Genomic DNA, 17,587 nt, shown 5'->3' with positions numbered 1-17,587 from the left:
ATCAAAGCAATGGATCCAACGGTGGTACAACCTGCAACCAGTCCAGAGGCTATCGAAGCTTATGTAGATGTAGTAAATACCGTAGCACAAGCTGCTAAATCGTCATCTCAATCGGCCACTAGCCTATCATTTTCTATGAACCGACTATCCCCTGGGGTATTTGCATTTTTATATGCTTCTTCGACCAATATTGAAGACAACGAAACTTTTGGAAACGAAGCAGTAACCACCACAGCCATATATTATCGGGTGATACAAAGTATAGACGACATCAAACATCAAGCAAAGTTTGATGCTGCATTAATCAACAAAAAGAATTATTTGCATATGAAGGCATTGCAAGCAGCACTTACGGACGAATTGGGTGAAGGTAAAATCGATATCAATACTTGGATGGAACTTGACAGACAATATTCGGAAGCCGTAGCTAGATTAAAAGCTAGACTTAGCGAAGATCAGTTGAAAGAAGCCCAACAACTAGTTGCTGCCAAAAATGGACTAGCATCGGCTCTCCCCAACGAACAATTGGTACGCAACGCTATTGAAAAAATATCTAAAATGGGAGCAACTCATGCTGTAGCTTTAGAAAAATCGAAAGAACGTATTGCGAATGCTTATTTTTAAATCAATAATACACATAAAGCTTAGCGGTTACGATGATAGCTGCTAAGTTTTATGTTTCATTCAGAATAAGTTTTATGTACCTCGACCGCTCTGGACTTAAACAAATTTCTTCGTGAAACTGAGGTTGTAGTGTTATCCTTAACTGTCCAGGTTTTGCGGTCTGTAATTCTTTTATGGCATCAATATGTACCAAAATTTGCCGGTTCAATCGAATGCAGATTTTGGGATCCAAAATATGCTGCAATTGATGTAAAGAATAATCCAATACAAAGGACCTACCATCAAAAAGTTGGGCAAAAACTAATTTATCCCTGTAGAAGTATGCAATTTCATTTATAGTAACAGGTATCATATTCTGACCGGACTTCAATAAAAAGCGTTCTCTGTATTTCTTTCCATAGTGTCCCCTAACATTTTGTGCCAGATCTATACTCTTAATCCCCAATTCATCATCAGGCTGAATGCTGGTTTTAAAAAATTTGTTTAGCGCGTTTTCAAGATCATCTTTTACAATAGGTTTTAGTAGATAATCTATTCCTGTAGTTTTAAATGCCTGAATCGCATATTGATCATATGCCGTTACAAAAATGATAGGGACTTCGATTTCTATCTCTTGAAGAATATCAAAAGATAACCCATCCGACAATTGAATATCCATAAAAATCAAATCAGGAGAAGGGTTTGTGGTAAACCAAGATATCGCATCTTCTACAGAAGCTATCGATGTGATTATTCTGATATCACTGGTAATCTGCCCCAGAGTTTTTATAAAATGATCCCTTGCTGCGGTTTCATCTTCTATAAGTACAGCGTTACGCTTCATTGTTCACTTTTTAATAAAGGGATGGATACTTCGAATTCCCTTGCCTTCTCAATTATTATGACTTTTTGGTTCGAAAGAAAACCATATCGTTTTTTGATGTTGTCCAAACCTGTTCCTGTAGTTTTTAACAAACGTTTGGGGTTTGTATTATTTTTTATGGTAAAATAATCCTCAGAAACTTCAAAACCAATAGTCAAAGGATAATGTTCATCTATCCTGTTATGCTTGATTGCATTTTCCACCAGTTGCTGCAAAACCAGAGGAGGTACGTTTTTATGTTTGAGCATTTCAGCATCCACATTAATATCGATACTTAACGCACTTTTATATCGCAATTCAAGTAATCCCAAATACTGTTTTACCATCTGATATTCTTGAGATATAGGAATCAATGCCTGATCATTATACTGCAAAATGTACCGATATACCGATGATATATTTTCTAAAAACTGTCGAGCCAGTGTAGTGTTTTCATCAATTAAATAGTATAACGTATTAAAATTATTGAACATAAAATGAGGATCTAATTGATTTTTAAGAATCGCCAAATTTGCTTTTACTATTTCTCTCTTAAACTCTTCATTCTCCAATTGGGATAAGTAATATTGATTTTTCCAGTTAGACGCAATAAGAATTAAGCTGATTATTGCCGAAATAGCTAAACCTATAAAAGCAGCAAAAACCATATGCTGCAGCATAGGAACCTCGCTATGCAAAACAAGATGATCTAACCATTTGTAAAAATAAAACAAGACTGTATATACTGTTGTCCCAAAAACTACACTCCCCAAAAAAATCAAAACATTATTCAATTTTTTTGTCCACACTCTTTGTTGAAATTGAACAATCGATTCAAAACAGAGATATATCAAAAACAGTTTTAGTATCAAAAAAACAGGATTAAAACCAGGAGGTTCTCTAAACATGGAACCAATAGCAATAATCCCAAACATTACCGCACCTATGGTCACTACAATTGCTAGTTTCCAAACTACGGGTAATCTGGGTGATTGTACAGTCATATCGTCATTTTAGGTATATAAAAATAGCTAATCAATACTAATTCCCAACTTCTTTTAGAGCCATAACAGCACCAATTCAGTGCGCTTTTTTTGTCTTCATCAGGAAAATATCTAATCTCACACTCTAAAAACACCTCTTCATATAGCTCTAATCCTTACTCATGGTTTTCTACAAAAAAAGCGATTGGTAAACTCTCTAATTTTGATTCATCAATCAAAAAAGTACATCTTATGAAAAAAATATATGTCATTTTATTTATATCAGCACTATTGTTTTCCATATCTGGTCATACTCAAAACAAAATCAATCTTTCGGATTACAGTTTTGAAATTGACGAGTTGTCTGAAGAAAAATTCATCACTTTTGCCAAGAAAGAACTAGAAAACAGTCAATTTGTATTTGTAGGAGAGCAACATGGCATCAAAGAAGTAGGTGCGTTTACGAATTTCCTATTCGACCAAGCACAATCTTATGAGTACAAAACATTATGTATAGAAACCGATGCCATTGCAGCAAAAAAGATCAAGGCAATGGCATCCACAAAAGCTCCTATTGATAAAGCAAAAAATCTAGATAGGGAGTTTCCATATAGCATACCATTTTACAACAATGAAGATGATTATGACCTATTTACTAATGTTGTAACAAAAGCAGGAGATATCTGGGGAATTGACCAGACTTTTATGGTTCAGTTTCGTTTAAACTTTGAGTACTTGAGTCGAACTACCCAGAATAAAGCCTTAAAAAACAAAGTAGAAGAGCTCAAAGAAAAAGCAGGCATCGCATACAAACAAGCCGTAGCACAAAAAGACTACACCGCACCTTACATTTTTCAATACGATAAGGCTACTCATGATCATTTATTATCGCTTACCGATGATCCAAATGAAATTGAAATTATCAAGCAACTTTGGAAAACTAAAGAGATCTATGCCTACAACACGATTACCAAAGAGTATTACAAGAATAATAACGAAAGAGGACTATTGATGAAGCAAAACTTTGCTCGTTACTATAAAGAAGCTCAAAAAATAACACCAACGCCTAAGGTAATTTTTAAACTGGGAGCGAATCACGCTGCCAAAGGGCTAACTCGAACCAATATCTACGATATCTCTAATCTAGCCAGCGAACTGGCTATTATGAACAACATGCATTCGGTTCATTTTGTGGTTATGGGAATCACAGGAACTGCTGCCACCGGTAACCCATTTGCTCCTTCATCTTCGGTGCCTTTTGACAATACGAAACAGTTCCCTAAAGAAATACAAGAGCTCATACCTTCTATTACGAAAAAATACTTTGTTTTAAACTTAGCACCCTTGAGAGAACATGCATATTCAAATTTCTCTGAAGGATTCAAAAAGACCATATTTAGGTACGATATATTGGTTTTGATAAAAGATGCAGAAGCCTTTAAAGGGTTTTAACCATCTACACCTCATCAATTCAAGATGAAAACTCTTTCTATGTTGATTAGAAAGAGTTTCTTTATTCTTATTGGCAAAAAACTAGTAGCTTTACAAAACAGTTGAGCCAGCTTAAAAAATGACAGAATTAAAAGAAAAATATGGGTTCCCTTTGTTTACCAAGGAAACCAATCTTGTTTATTTAGGACACGAAAGAAAATTAATCATCTCCGACGTTTGGGCATTTTGGGATTATGTGATTAAGAAGAAAAACATCGATAAAAAGTTTTTGCTTTCTCTATTAGAACAGGCCAAAAACTTCTACAATGCGGCAGAAAGTGCTCCTCTCAATACCAAACCCTTATTGTTTTACTATTCGTTTCTCAATCTATCCAAGATTGTTTTGAATCTGGAACATAATTATGGGCAGCACATTCATTACCTCCATGGTATTAGCGAGCGTAATAACAATTCTTTTCGTAGAAGCGGGGTAACCTTACAACCTATTGAAAAAGATAAAATCAAGGTAGCTTCAGAATTGTATCGGTTATTTAATGGAGTTACCATTGACACCAATACCACAATCAACCTGAAGAATCTGTTATCACACTGTGTAGGGATTCATAGAGCCTATAGTGAGATCTATCGCGTTTCAGAGTCCTTTTGCAAACTATCCAATGTGCTATATTTTAAGGATGGTAAAGAAATAGGGATCAAAGCCAAAGTACAATGTGATGGTAGAGATATTACTTCATTAAAAAAATTAGGATATCATATTGAAAAGGAAGAAGGCGTTCCATATTTAATCGAATCTTTAAACATCGACAAATACAGTCCTACCCGACAGGATTATTACGCCCTATCCCAACAACTTATACATAAGGGAGTTTGGTATTATGTGGGTGATGATGGGTACAAAATGTATATCTCAAAACAGAAGCAACACCGATACCCTACTGAGATGATTATTTATTGGACTATCTTCTATTTGGGTTCTATTACCCGCTACCGTCCTAACTTGTTCAAAGAAATATTTAATGATATGGAGCAGTGGTTAATGAGTGAATTTTTAACCACGCAGCCCAAGCAATTTTTGTATTTAACAACAGCCAAAATGCTGGGGCAAAAAGTACTTAAAGCATACACTAGTTTCTAAACAAAAAAAGGCGCCTGATTTCAAGCGCCTTTATTATTTCATAAGATCTTTCTATTTACTCTTAGCAATCCAGCCATTGATTTTATCCTCTAACAAAGCAAGAGGTACACATCCAGTTTCTAACACTTCATTGTGAAACTGGCGGATATCAAACTTATCTCCTAATTCCTTTTCGGCTTTGGCTCTAAGTTCTCTAATCTTTAACTGGCCTATTTTATATGATAAGGCTTGTCCTGGGTTGGCCATATATCGTTCTATTTCAGAAATGATCCCAGCTTCTGATTCAGCTTCATTATCCAAAGAATATTGAATCGCTTGTTCTCTGGTCCATCCTTTTGAATGTAACCCTGTATCTACCACCAAACGGATAGCGCGGTGCATCTCTGCCCCAAGCATTCCAAAGTACTGATAAGGATCGGTATACAAGCCTAGTTCTTTTCCTAAAGATTCACTATACAATGCCCAACCTTCACCATAACCACTATACCATAATGTTTTTCTAAATTTTGGTAATTCTTCACTTTCCTGAGTTAAAGAAATTTGATAGTGGTGTCCTGGTATAGCTTCGTGTAAAAACAGTGACTCATCACTATACGTATTGTATTTGGTCACATCTGGAATCGGAGTATAAAAAATACCTGGTCGCGTACCATCCAGAGAACCTGGATTATATTCTGCACTAGCCGATTTTTCACGAAAAGCCTCTGTACGGCGCACCTCAAAAGGAGTTTTAGGCTTTACATCAAACAACTTTTCTATCTGTGGTTTCATACGATCATGAATCGCATTAAAATTATCGATTACCTGTTGCGGTTCTGTAAAAGGCATTAGCTCCTTTTTGTTACGTACGTGATTAAAAAATGATTTTAAATCACCCGTGTACCCCACCTGCTCTTTTATTTTTTCCATTTCGGATAAAATTCGAGCTACCTCAGACAATCCCAATTCATGAATTTGGTCTGCGGTCATATTGGTAGTAGTGTACAACTTAATTTGATAATCATAATATTCTTTTCCTCCAGGGATATCAGCTATACCAGAGCTTGCTCTACCTGCATCCAGATAGTCTGCACTCATAAATTTATGCAGAGAAGTATACGCAGGAATGATTTTCTCAGAAACCATTTTACCATATGCTTCGGTAAGTTGTTTCTTATCTTCTTCAGAAAAATCCTCAGGAAAATTCTTAACTGGTGCATAAAACAAATGCTTGTCAAGATCATTCACCGTCAATGCTTCCAGTTGCGGAAGCACTTTTACAATTAAGGATTTTGGTAATACATATCCTTGTTGCATTCCTTCTTTCATTTTTTCTTCTGCAGATTGCATCCAAGCCAAATACCCTTCTAAACGTTGTAGCCAATTGTTATAATCTTCTACCGTTTTAAAAGGTTGAGCACTGGCTCCACTGGCCAATTGTCCCGCCATTAAATTAATCGACCACATTTGATCGATAGGAAAATATTCCTTCTTATAGTTAAAAGCATCAAGATTAATATCACATTCCCATTTCAAAATGGCCTTCGTCATTTTTTCACTATCCGAAAGCGATGCATCATCAAACTGAGCCAGTTGTTCTTTGTATTTAGTGTAATATGCTTTTACTTTATTTACGGTTTCGTCGGCTAGCGGATTCGGAAACTGGTCATTAAAACGATTATCTCCTGCAAAAGTAGCTTGCACAGGGTTAAGCACTAAACCTTCTTCGTAGTAATTGTCTAGCATTTCATTAAACGCCTTACTTACATCCGCTTTTGGTGCTGTGGTCTCGGTAACTGTCTTTTCCTTTTTACAAGCACCAACTGTAACCGCCATGAGTGCAATTACCAGTGTTTTTTTGATCATATTTGTTTGTTTTGGTGTACTCTATATCTCTAATTATCGGTTTACCTCATATATTTCTTCAGAAGTAAACATTTCAATTAGTTCTTGTTTTGATAATCCGTAGCTAAACTCGCCATAATTCTCTGGTTTATCAATTTTATAAATCCCAGTCTTCTTCTCTATTTCGTATTCGTTGGGCACTACCCGAATACTATCGGTAGAAACGTTTACTACTTTAAGAGATGAATAATATCCACTTTCGGTTTTATACTCATAGATATCTCCAACTTTTGGAGCACCAATATACTCAAGATTTTTCTTATCATTTTCTTTACTCGAATAAATTCCCCACGCGATCAAAAAAGAAATCAATACCAGCCCCGAGAATTGCCAGATATGTGGCTTTACGTCCATCTTTAGGTTTTTATACTCCCGTTTTATTTCCTCAGGCATTTGTTTGACCTTCATGGTATGCTGACAATGTTGGCATTGCGAAGTTCCTGTTTTTCCATAAGGGAAAAGAGGTATCCAAAAAATATGGACATGTCTGCTAAAAACACTGATGACAGTAGACCCTTGGGTTTTACAACTTGGGCACACTGCCGTTTTGGATTTTGTAGATCGTAAATGCGCTGCTTTCCATCCGTAAATAATCATATTGAATCGGTTTAGTTAGTTATTAATTTGGAAGAAACGAAAAAGGAGTCCTTCTTTCGTATCCTGCTACAATTGATTTATTCCAAAATTCTTCGGATATCAAGAACTTAACGATTAGTTCGTTCTGATTTAATCCGTTTTTCATTTGGTCCACCCAAAAATTCACTCCAGATTCTTCCCCAGTACGGTCAAATATTTTTTGAAATTGCTGTTGCACAAAAAGTTCTAGGTATGCATCCTCATGTATTACACTAACTACTACTGTGTATCTTAGCGCACCAGAATTTAATTCATTTACCCAATGATTCAAACCACTTGGATCTGGATCTTTACCTAGCAATTTGCGATATAAACGTATCACAAAATCGGTATTATTTTGATTCGAAAGATTCCAGAAATCCGCCCCTGAGCAAAAATCAACAATAATTTGTTCTCTACTCGCTCCATTTTTCATTCTTTCGGTCCAATAATTTACTCCTCCTGTATCTCCTTCTTTATCTAATAGCGTTCTGTATTGTTCTTGTACAAAAAGTTTGTAACTTCCTTCTGGTAAAATTCTTCCAAGAAAGTCTTCTTTATTCCTTAGGTTCTCAAAAATATCACTCCAAAAAATAAGCCCTTCTTCCTCAGGAGACCTTTCCAGCATTTTTTGATAAATGCTATATACATAGTCCTCGTATCCATATTTAGATTCTTCTATTTTAAACTTTACCATTTCGGAAACCGGTTTATAGATCAATTGATCTTGTAAAAAGGGGTGCTCATTTGAAGACCATTTAATCAATCCATAATTGGCTTCGTTAGGCCTTGTACTTCTAGTTCTTGGTTCGTTAAATAACTCATAAATATAAAAAGCTTTGATCTGACTCGTACCACCCAAGTTATTGATCATCGATAACAACCTACTTTTTTGTTCTTCTTCTGGATTTGGATTGCTATCCTCTGGGTTACTACCATAACTCCCGTTTCTTCTATTCACCTCTGTAATCCAAATATCTTTTCCAATCCCACTATATAGACTTAGAACATTCTGAATCCTATCTTCTTCATCCTTACCAGAATACCAATGTACTCCAATAACATCGAAATTAACTGATCTCATTTCTCCTCCAATTTCAACTCCTTGTTCTAATATATCAAAGAATCCTTTATGCCATGGATCTCCAACGTTGATCATTATTTTATAATGATCTAGAGTGCTTACGTTGAACTCTTCGATAGCCTGGATCATACCTACAAAATAGGCAGCAACTTGTCTGACTAAAGTTTTGTTATATTCGCTAGTTTTATCTCCACGTGTGTAATTATTAATAACTCTTTCTACGCAATCGTCACCTACTTTTCTTACACATCTCACTTCTTCCTCATTTCCGATTTCGATGTACTTGAAACCGTCCTCATGTGCCTGAAAGTTCTGGTCATGTGTCATTAAAAAACCTTGGGCCAAATTATATCCTTTGGAAAATAAAGTTTCGTGGGATTCACCAAATTCAAATCCAGAAAGCTTTAACACTGGTAGAATTTTTATGTTGTTTTGATGTAATTTGCTTACCAACCTTTCGTAAAACGGTTGTTGCCAAATTTCTATATTACCTGTAGCATCAGGTGCATAATCTATTCGGTAATGCTCAAATTGAAATTCATTTAATAAATCAACTTGCAGATCCGCATATTCGTCTAACCCTTGAGGTGATAAAGGGGGACGATATTCTGTTGATGTCACAGGATGTCCCTGAACTCCCCATTTAAATCCATCTGGTAAAATCAAAGGTAAATTTTCATTTCCTGTTGCTGCATTTTTTGCAACATCAGAATGAGATTGATGATCATTTTTTGCATTAAGTTCATCTAAAGTATCCTTCTCACAGCTTAATAAAAACAAAATGGTTAATACACCATAACATAACTTTTTCATAATATTCATTATTTTTTGGGTAAATGATTTACTATATATGTCATCACCAAACGAAATATTACCTCTTATTTTAATTTTTATACGAATCCAAGAGGTATGATTATTCAAATATCAGTAAACCTGAACAGGGAAGAAAATAAGAATAACATAAAACTATGACTTTATATTATGATAAAGAGTTAGAACACCATCACTTTTCTACACAAGTTTTTAAAGCCATAAACAAAGCGTTCGAGAGCGAAAGAGTACAATAACACATTTATGATCAATCCCCCTAAAATACCATATAAACCATTTACAAAACCACTATATCCCAAACCATTTGTAGGGAGATTAAGTATAGGATGTAGTTTCATTAAAAAAGTCGTGGTCGGTGTAAAAACCAAGGTTTCTTGTTCGTAAGCATTATGAAGTAAACTACAAACCCCAGTGAGAATAAACAAAAAAGCAAAAAGAGTGAACCAAGTATTTAAATTGATATTTTTCATCTTACATATAGCGTTATAAGGTTTAAACATTGACAAACCTCAATTAGATACTACAAGATATCTTGGTTTATCCGCACTTAAAACGCCATAAACAATGAAATTAAAACACCCAAAAACAGGGGTATAGCGTATTGAGAACTCGTTTTCTAGCAAGTAGATACCCTACGTTGTTTCTCAATAGTCTCGAGTGTATTGCTCTTTTTCAATAAGCTGAATCGCTTGTTTACCTTTACCGGTTAAGAATTTCGTTTTTAGGGTAACTCGTTCTTTTAACCGTTGAAAGAAAACTACAAAATGAAGATGTGGTCCCGTAGCCCAACCTACATCACCACTGTATCCTATAAATTGTCCTTGCTTAATCTTATCTCCTACCTTTACCACGGATCCATTTTTCTTGATATGCGTATACTCTGCAAAAGTGCCATCGCTATGATATACCAAAATATAATTATTGAATTTGGCACAATCCTGAGACGTACATCTTTTTTCATAACTCTGCTGTACCTCTATCACCACAGCATCTCGTGCAGCATGAATCTTAGTACTCATCGGCATTTTGAAGTCCAGAGCATATTCATTTTGGTGAGAAATAGCCCCATTATATCCTTGTGAAAGCCAAAACGTTTTTCCTTTGGCAAAAGGTAAATGATACTCAAAATCTTTATCGTAGGTGTTGAGTGTATGATCTCCGTGATTATATGCCGATTCGAATCCCAGTTTTAAGGGTTTTCTTCGATCTACAACATTGAGCTCGGTAATGATATGCTTTTTAGTTTGGGCAGGTACTACAAAAACCTTATTATTTCCATTTGAAGAAGTGAGGTTCTCTAACCTAAAGTTCATCTTTGCTGATACTGGACTATACTCATCATTATCGGCAAGTATTATAAATCCGCTTTCAGTCTCTTCATAGTAGAGTTTAAAGTTTTTTTGAGCTATTGCAGTATATGAAAACAACGCAACCAAGAGAAACACCATGATTTTCATAGGACGAAATTTTCTTTAAGATAACAAAAATTATACCTAATCTAGTTGTATTCAACTAAAGGACTCTGTACTAGTAGTCAAATTTATACGTGACACCACCTAAAAACTGTATTCCTTGTACTGGGAAATTTACCCAACGTTCGTAGTTTTCTCCTATCAGATTATTTCCTTTTACAAACAAAGACAATCGATCATTCAATCGATACCCTACATTTACATTAGCATCAAAATAACTATCTAGTGTAACCGTTGCTAATGGTAAAGTCGGAACCGCGGTTACGGTATTATCGATATCCTGTCGCTCTCCTACATAAAATAGTTGTGCACCCAAAAACCATTGTTTATTGATCTGGTAATCTAATAATACCGAAGCTTCTACTTCAGGTAGATTCCATGCCTCTTGTTCATCCTCTGTATCGTAGTTAAAATAGGTAGCGGATGCTCCTAAGGTGAACTTTTTGTTGATTTCAAACTTAAGCTCTCCATACGCGGATAAGGTAGTTACATCATCGTATCGATATGAAAATGAGTTACCGTAATCATATCCTTCTAAAGCAATAAAAGTTCTTGGATTATGCACAAAAAGCGGTTTTTCATCTTCTGAAAGATAACTTCCTTTAACATTATAACTAACAACATCAGATATTTTCCCTTTCAGTCCAAAATAAGCGTCGTATAATCTATTGGTTTGTTCTATAAGTAAAGTAGGCGACACAAAAGGATTAGCTTGCACTGCATCTCTATAACTATTCTGCTCTAAATCTCCTTCTAGACCTCCATAAGCAATAAGTCCATCATCTATTACTCTATAAGAGGCTGTTATTTTTGGATAAATAAAGAAATCATTATCGCTATTTTCGGTATCAATACTATAAAATACTGCAGCACCCAGATTAACTGTAAGATTATCTTTAAGTATAGCCAGACTAGGATTTACTCCCAGATTAAGAATCCCATACGTATTTGGAAGTTGTAATGCCGGATCAAATTCTCGATCAAAACTACCGGTCAGGTAATCTACTATAAAATTGGTATTAATCAGAGAATCTCCTGCTTCAAACTCAAACGAAGGTTTTGCCACTACGTGATGTTCTGTAGAACTTAGTCCATCTCCAAAAAATCGATATTTGAGGGTTGCTTTCTTAAAATACAAATCATCAAACTGTACTTTACCACCTAGTTTTATACCAAAATAGTTCTGTTGCGGGTCTATAGCCGCTATTTCTTCAGGAGTAAGCACAGGTGTTTCTGGCAATCCATACCAGTTGTACAACTGATGTTCTGCTCCAAACTCTAATCCATAGGTATAGTCTCTGTTTCTCGAGGTATAATTAAGATCCAAAGAAGTATTATAAAATTTATCATCGAGTTCCACGTCTTCGATTCCTCCTTGAGAAGAGTTATGATGCAAATACAGTCCTATATTATCAGATCTATTGATTTGAAAATTACTATAGAACTCTGCGAGTACTGAAGTGAAGTTTCCGAAACCTAAAGTAGCATAATTATCAAATATTTTGATAGGTTTTGGCCGATCTATATTTGCTGCTCTCCCTTTGGCTGGTGTATAGGTAGAAGCTACAGGTACCGAAAAAATACTATACCGAATAGGTTTCTTTTGTTGGGTTACCGAATCATTTAATTCTGGATTCGATTTAATTTTGAAAGCATCACTTATCGTTGGTGTATACGCTTTTACAATAACCACCCTTTCGGTTTCAAGATCTTCCTTTTCTTTCTCTTGCGCTACAACCATAGCACTTATCATACAAATACAGATAAAAAGAAATACGTTTTTAAAATATGGAATCATAAACTACAAATCGTTTTACAACTAGGATTACTGTTCGGTTTGGATGGATGAATTAGTTTTTGCCTCTTCGGCTTTGATTTTTTTAAGCTCCTCTGTAGCTTCTTCGACCACATCGGGATAATCTGCAAAATTTTTGATTACACTTTCCAGGATATAGGTAGCTTGATAGGCATCTTTAAGTCCATAAAAGTTCTTTGCCATAAGCACCAAACCTTTAGATCCATAAAGTCGATATCCAGGGTAATCTTTCGCTAGTTTTTGGATGTTTACGTTAGAGTTCTTATAATCAGCATTCAAATTTTTGAAATACGCATCATAATACAGTGATTCTGCTGCAAGTTCTCCCTTTGCTATTTTTTGAACTTCTTTATACGCTTTTTGCGCGCGTACCAAATCATTAGTTTGTAAGGCGGCTCTAGCAGTAAATATTTTTGCATCACTCTTGATATCGTTCTCGATCTTTGGATTTGCCAATACCTTATCAGCATATTCGATTGTCTTTTGATAATTCAGTAACTGATAGTTAGACTTCATCAAATTAGACTGTGCAAAAACAATATTTTGAGGAAAATCTGCATCCTGTTCTAGTCTTTCTAATACAGGAATGGCTTTTTCGTAGCTTCTATTTTCAAGATGCACCTGTGATAAACGCGCTAAAGCTTGTTCTGTAAACTCAGTTCGATCGCTTTGCAAAACAAATTCGTAATGTGGAATCGAAGCATCTTTATCCCCTCTTTTAAAAAGTAGCTGCGCCAAGTAGAAATTACTCTTCAACGCATGTATACCGTTAGGAAATTCGTTCAAATATTTTTCCAACCCATTGATAGCCGCACTTTCGTTATTCTCCAAAAACTGTTTTTCGGCTGCTTCGTAAGAAGTATTATCCAGATCAGCATCGGTAACGCTTACAAAACTTAATCCCTTTACCCAAGAAGCATACTCATCGGTTCTGCCCAGGTCTACATAAATCAATCTTGCTGTGTTTACTGCTTGTATTGCTTCTGCAGATCCAGGATAATCGGCCACCACTCTTTTAAATTTAGACAATGCGCTATTGCCTTTGTCTCCATTATAAAATACCAATCCTTGTTTTAACAATGCTTTTGGCACATATGAACTTCTTGGTATTTCTCTAATCAAACGATCATATGCTTGGATACCACGATCAATTTTGTTTTCTGCGATGTACACATCTCCTAGCGCAAACATAGCATCGTCGCGATAGGTAGATCTTGTGTACTGTAGCAAGAACATTTCCAGATCCTTAATCTTTTGATTGTTCTTATTTACAAAACCATAGCTTATTGCTTTTTGATAGTGTGCATAGTCTGCATCAGGACCATTTGCCTTGATCGCTTTATTGTAAGCTTCCATAGCTGGCCAATATTTACTGGAAATAAAATGACTATCTCCTAACCTCAAAAAGGTATCGGTTTGTCGAAGTTCGTCGGCACTATCATTATTTGAGTAAGTTTCAAAATGCTTTGCGGCCTGTGGATATTGCTTTAACTTAAAATAGGTATACCCTAGGTTATAATCCAATTGCTGGTACTCAGAAACGGTAGATCCGCCAGTACTGTTCTCAAATTCTTTGAATCCAATAAGTGCTTCATCAAAATCATTTAATAAATAAGCACTCTCTGCTTTCCAGTAGATCGCTCTGGCTTCAAATTTCGGATCCACGGGTTGCTTTAAAGATTTATCGAAGTAGATGATGGCTTCGTTATAGTCGTTTTCTCCATATAATTCTATAGCTCTATAGAATGCTACCTTCTGATATACCTCTTTATCGGCAAAGTTTCGACTTCCTTCCAGAAGATCCATGGCTTCTTTATAATTCCTGGAAGTGATATAAGAACTTATTAGAAGTTCTTTCATTTCCTCTTCATATTCGGTATTAGGATACTGATCCAAGAAATTAAGCAATACACCAGGAGTACTCTCATAAGAGTTACCAATATCGTAACTTAATTTCCCGTAGTTATACATAGCATCTTCCTTTATCTTGGCATCAAAATTCATTTCGGAAGCATTCTTAAAAGCATTCAATGCCTGTTGCTTTTGATCTGTATTAAGATATGATTCGGCTAGATGATAATATGCATTCTGAGCGGTAGCATTGCGACCATCGACAATCTTATTGAATTCTGAAATGGCACTTGCATAATCTCCATTTTTATAATAGGCATATCCCAGGTAGTAATAATCTGTATTGTTCCACTTCCCTTTACGACCTCTGTATTCTTTTAAGTATGGAATGGCTTTTTGGTACTCTCCCAAATTAAAATAGCTTTCCCCAATGATTTTGTTTAATTCTGATCTTTCTGAAGGCTTGGATTTTGGAAGTTGCGCTAATCCTTCTCGTATTGCTTCTTCAAAATTGCCCGACTTGAAATTCATATCACTCTGAAAGTACGAGAGATTCTTATTGTACTCATTCAAATCTTTTACCTCATCAAACAAGCGATCTGCTTCTTGATAGTTATCTCCTTCATAGGCAATAAATCCCAGGTAATATTTGGCCTTAGCCCCGTACTCTGGTGAATCTTGTACTCTACTTAAGAATTTTTTAGCTTCATTAAATCTTTGAATTTTGAAATAGGCATACCCATTATTAAAATTAAATCTTTCTTTTTCTTTACGACTTAGATTCCCTTCTTCTACTTTTTCATACCATTTTCTTGCATACGCATATTTCCCATTATCAAAATAATAATTCGCAGCATCCAAGTATGCCGAATTACGCTTGATACTAGTGGGATATTTAACTACAAACTCTTCAAGGAGTTGATCTGCATCTCTTTGATTAAGCCATACTGCACAGTTGGCAATATAATAGGTGCAATCGGCATCAATATTTTCGTCATCCACCATATCTCTGACCTTATCAAAAAGGTTTTGAGCAGCAAGAAATTGTCGATTATTATATAATTCAAGTGCTTGATTATAGAGCACCAGCTCATTGGTGTAAATGGCAGACTGTTGTGCAGATGTTAATGCAGACAGGCCAATCACAAAAAGCATCGAAATGATGTATTTGTTCATCGAATTAGGTATTACAATCAAAAAGGTAAATATCGTTTCCCGCGAATAAATTTTGTGTTAAAGATAGCCTAATCTTCATACTAATAACGAAAGAATTTGGAGATAATTACACTAGGAATCGACAAATATGAATTATAGTAGTTTTAAATAGTGGATAAAAAAATGACATCCTGTAAAATAAGAATCCCCAAAAACGGGTTATATCACAAAACTGAAGTAAAAATCTAAGGTTGAACCTGACCATTTTATCCGAAAACTTTTTACTTTTACCAATCAAGTCTTAATAAATTCAGAATCATTCATTATGTCCAATACGGTATTACACCTTAAAGATGCTTCCATCTATCAACGTGAAAATCTAATTCTCTCTGATGTAAATGTTGAAGTAAACAAAGGAGATTTTGTATATCTAATTGGGAAAACAGGAACCGGAAAAAGTAGTTTCATGAAAACGCTTTATGGAGACTTGCCATTGTTAGAGGGAGAAGGCAGCATTGTAGATTTTGATCTTCCTACACTACAAGAAAAGCAAATTCCATTTCTACGCAGAAAATTGGGGATCGTATTTCAGGATTTTAAACTACTTAATGATAGGACTGTAAAAGGAAATCTTTTGTTTGTTCTTAAAGCTACCGGATGGACTGATGAAAAAGCCATGGACAGCAAAATTGATGATGTTCTGGATAAAGTGGGTATGAAAACCAAGGACTTTAAATATCCTTATCAACTCTCTGGAGGAGAACAACAACGTGTCGCTATTGCCAGAGCATTGCTTAATGATCCAGAACTAATATTAGCAGACGAGCCTACGGGGAATTTGGACCCACAAACTTCAGTCGAGGTTATGGAAGTCTTACAGGATATCAATAAAAATGGAAATACCATTTTGATGGCCACACATGATTATGCTTTATTACTAAAGTACCCTTCTAAAACGTTAAAATGCGATGGCAATAAAGTTTTTGAAGTTGTACAACGAAAAGGATAATTTCTACCTGTTTTCAAGCCTCAGTATTTTCTTACAAATTCATAGGTTTTATGTAAAAACCATACTTCAAAATATGTGAAACCGTTGTTTTTTGTGTATTTTGTCGTATAAAAAATGTATTTTACCGATAATTTATTGTTTTTTACAAGTTGCACCCCGGAGTTGTTTCTTACATTTGTATTGTAATTGAAATGAATGTTATGGCAATTCGCCCCAAAATATAGAATTAGCCCCAAACAGTGCCCCAAAACACTGAATTAGCCCCCAGATTCATACCCCAATTTACCCCAAAATATCGATTCTAAATCCCGAGTACCCCCTCGGGATTTTTTACTTTATATCCCATCATTTCATAAGCATGAAGTAATAACTATAATTTGGCAAATGTTAAATACTTCAATATTATGGTAACATTTTATCCCAAAGCACACTTATAAATAAAGAATAGCACGCTATTCTTTGGGGGACATTTTTAATAACAAAAAAACAGGCTTATGAAATCACTCTACACTATCCATCTATTTAGTTTCAAAAAATTATGGAATTTCTTGAAGGAATTGCCAAGTGCATCCAGCAATGCAATTCACCGATAATTGGATATTTCAAAAACAAAATGAAGCGTATCTCGATCAACCATTAGGTTTGAGAACAGACTCTTAAAGTTTCTATAAAAGTTTCAATTTTAAAAACTTTGGCCCGATTACTGTGTTCTATTTTTTGAAGAGTTTTAGTTCTTCAAACAAATACATAGGGATTAATTAAAAGGGAAAGGATATGAAAGTTTTTATTGGAATTATGACGATTGACTTAACAGCGCTAAAGAGCTTTTTAAGAC

General features: G+C 35.2%; 12 protein-coding genes. 4 read left to right on the top strand and 8 right to left on the bottom strand.

Annotated elements, in window-relative coordinates; genetic code table 11:
• Positions 1-9: 9 nt before the first annotated feature.
• The gene (locus AC0L3Q_RS06340) at positions 10-624 is read left to right on the top strand and encodes a hypothetical protein (protein ID WP_473285808.1); all 615 of its coding nucleotides are present in this window, start codon (positions 10-12) and stop codon (positions 622-624) included.
• A 49-nt stretch (positions 625-673) separates the two neighbouring features.
• Here AC0L3Q_RS06340 and AC0L3Q_RS06335 read toward each other — a convergent pair whose 3' ends face one another.
• Positions 674-1,447: a LytR/AlgR family response regulator transcription factor gene (locus AC0L3Q_RS06335; protein WP_473285807.1), complete on the bottom strand. Its 774-nt coding sequence runs from the start codon at positions 1,445-1,447 to the stop codon at positions 674-676.
• Positions 1,444-2,469, bottom strand: a complete 1,026-nt coding sequence (locus AC0L3Q_RS06330) for a sensor histidine kinase (protein WP_473285806.1) — start codon at positions 2,467-2,469, stop codon at positions 1,444-1,446. Before AC0L3Q_RS06330 ends, AC0L3Q_RS06335 begins: the two co-directional genes overlap by 4 nt.
• 231 nt (positions 2,470-2,700) lie before the next feature.
• On the opposite strand from AC0L3Q_RS06330, the gene AC0L3Q_RS06325 reads away from it, so the two are divergent.
• Entirely contained in the window at positions 2,701-3,900 is a 1,200-nt protein-coding gene (locus AC0L3Q_RS06325) for a hypothetical protein (protein ID WP_473285805.1), read from the top strand.
• Between the two features lie 118 nt (positions 3,901-4,018).
• Positions 4,019-5,035, top strand: coding sequence for a YaaC family protein (locus AC0L3Q_RS06320; RefSeq protein WP_473285804.1), 1,017 nt, complete (start codon positions 4,019-4,021; stop codon positions 5,033-5,035).
• A 51-nt stretch (positions 5,036-5,086) separates the two neighbouring features.
• Here the strand turns inward: AC0L3Q_RS06320 and AC0L3Q_RS06315 are convergent, their stop codons facing one another.
• From AC0L3Q_RS06315 to AC0L3Q_RS06290, 6 genes are all read right to left on the bottom strand, one after another.
• A complete protein-coding gene (locus AC0L3Q_RS06315) occupies positions 5,087-6,880 on the bottom strand; it encodes a DUF885 domain-containing protein (RefSeq protein ID WP_473285803.1) in 1,794 nt (597 codons plus the stop codon).
• 33 nt (positions 6,881-6,913) lie between these two features.
• Positions 6,914-7,516 (bottom strand): hypothetical protein, encoded by a 603-nt coding sequence (locus AC0L3Q_RS06310; protein ID WP_473285802.1) that lies wholly within the window; start codon positions 7,514-7,516, stop codon positions 6,914-6,916.
• 22 nt (positions 7,517-7,538) lie between these two features.
• On the bottom strand, positions 7,539-9,431 hold the full coding sequence (locus AC0L3Q_RS06305; protein ID WP_473285801.1) for a DUF4214 domain-containing protein: 1,893 nt from the start codon (positions 9,429-9,431) through the stop codon (positions 7,539-7,541).
• Between the two features lie 662 nt (positions 9,432-10,093).
• The gene (locus AC0L3Q_RS06300) at positions 10,094-10,906 is read right to left on the bottom strand and encodes a M23 family metallopeptidase (protein ID WP_473285800.1); all 813 of its coding nucleotides are present in this window, start codon (positions 10,904-10,906) and stop codon (positions 10,094-10,096) included.
• Positions 10,907-10,976: 70 nt separating this feature from the next.
• Positions 10,977-12,719, bottom strand: a complete 1,743-nt coding sequence (locus tag AC0L3Q_RS06295; RefSeq protein ID WP_473285799.1) for a TonB-dependent receptor — start codon at positions 12,717-12,719, stop codon at positions 10,977-10,979.
• Between the two features lie 27 nt (positions 12,720-12,746).
• On the bottom strand, positions 12,747-15,764 hold the full coding sequence (locus AC0L3Q_RS06290) for a tetratricopeptide repeat protein (RefSeq protein ID WP_473285798.1): 3,018 nt from the start codon (positions 15,762-15,764) through the stop codon (positions 12,747-12,749).
• A 304-nt stretch (positions 15,765-16,068) separates the two neighbouring features.
• Between AC0L3Q_RS06290 and AC0L3Q_RS06285 the strand changes: the two genes are divergently transcribed.
• Positions 16,069-16,752 carry a cell division ATP-binding protein FtsE gene (locus AC0L3Q_RS06285; protein ID WP_473285797.1) on the top strand — a complete coding sequence of 228 codons (684 nt, stop codon included), beginning with the start codon at positions 16,069-16,071 and terminating at the stop codon, positions 16,750-16,752.
• Positions 16,753-17,587 lie beyond the last annotated feature (835 nt).

Source organism: Aquimarina sp. KJ22-3, assembly GCF_055808215.1.
Note: the sequence above shows the minus strand (reverse complement) of the source record. Positions and strands in the feature narration are given on the sequence as shown.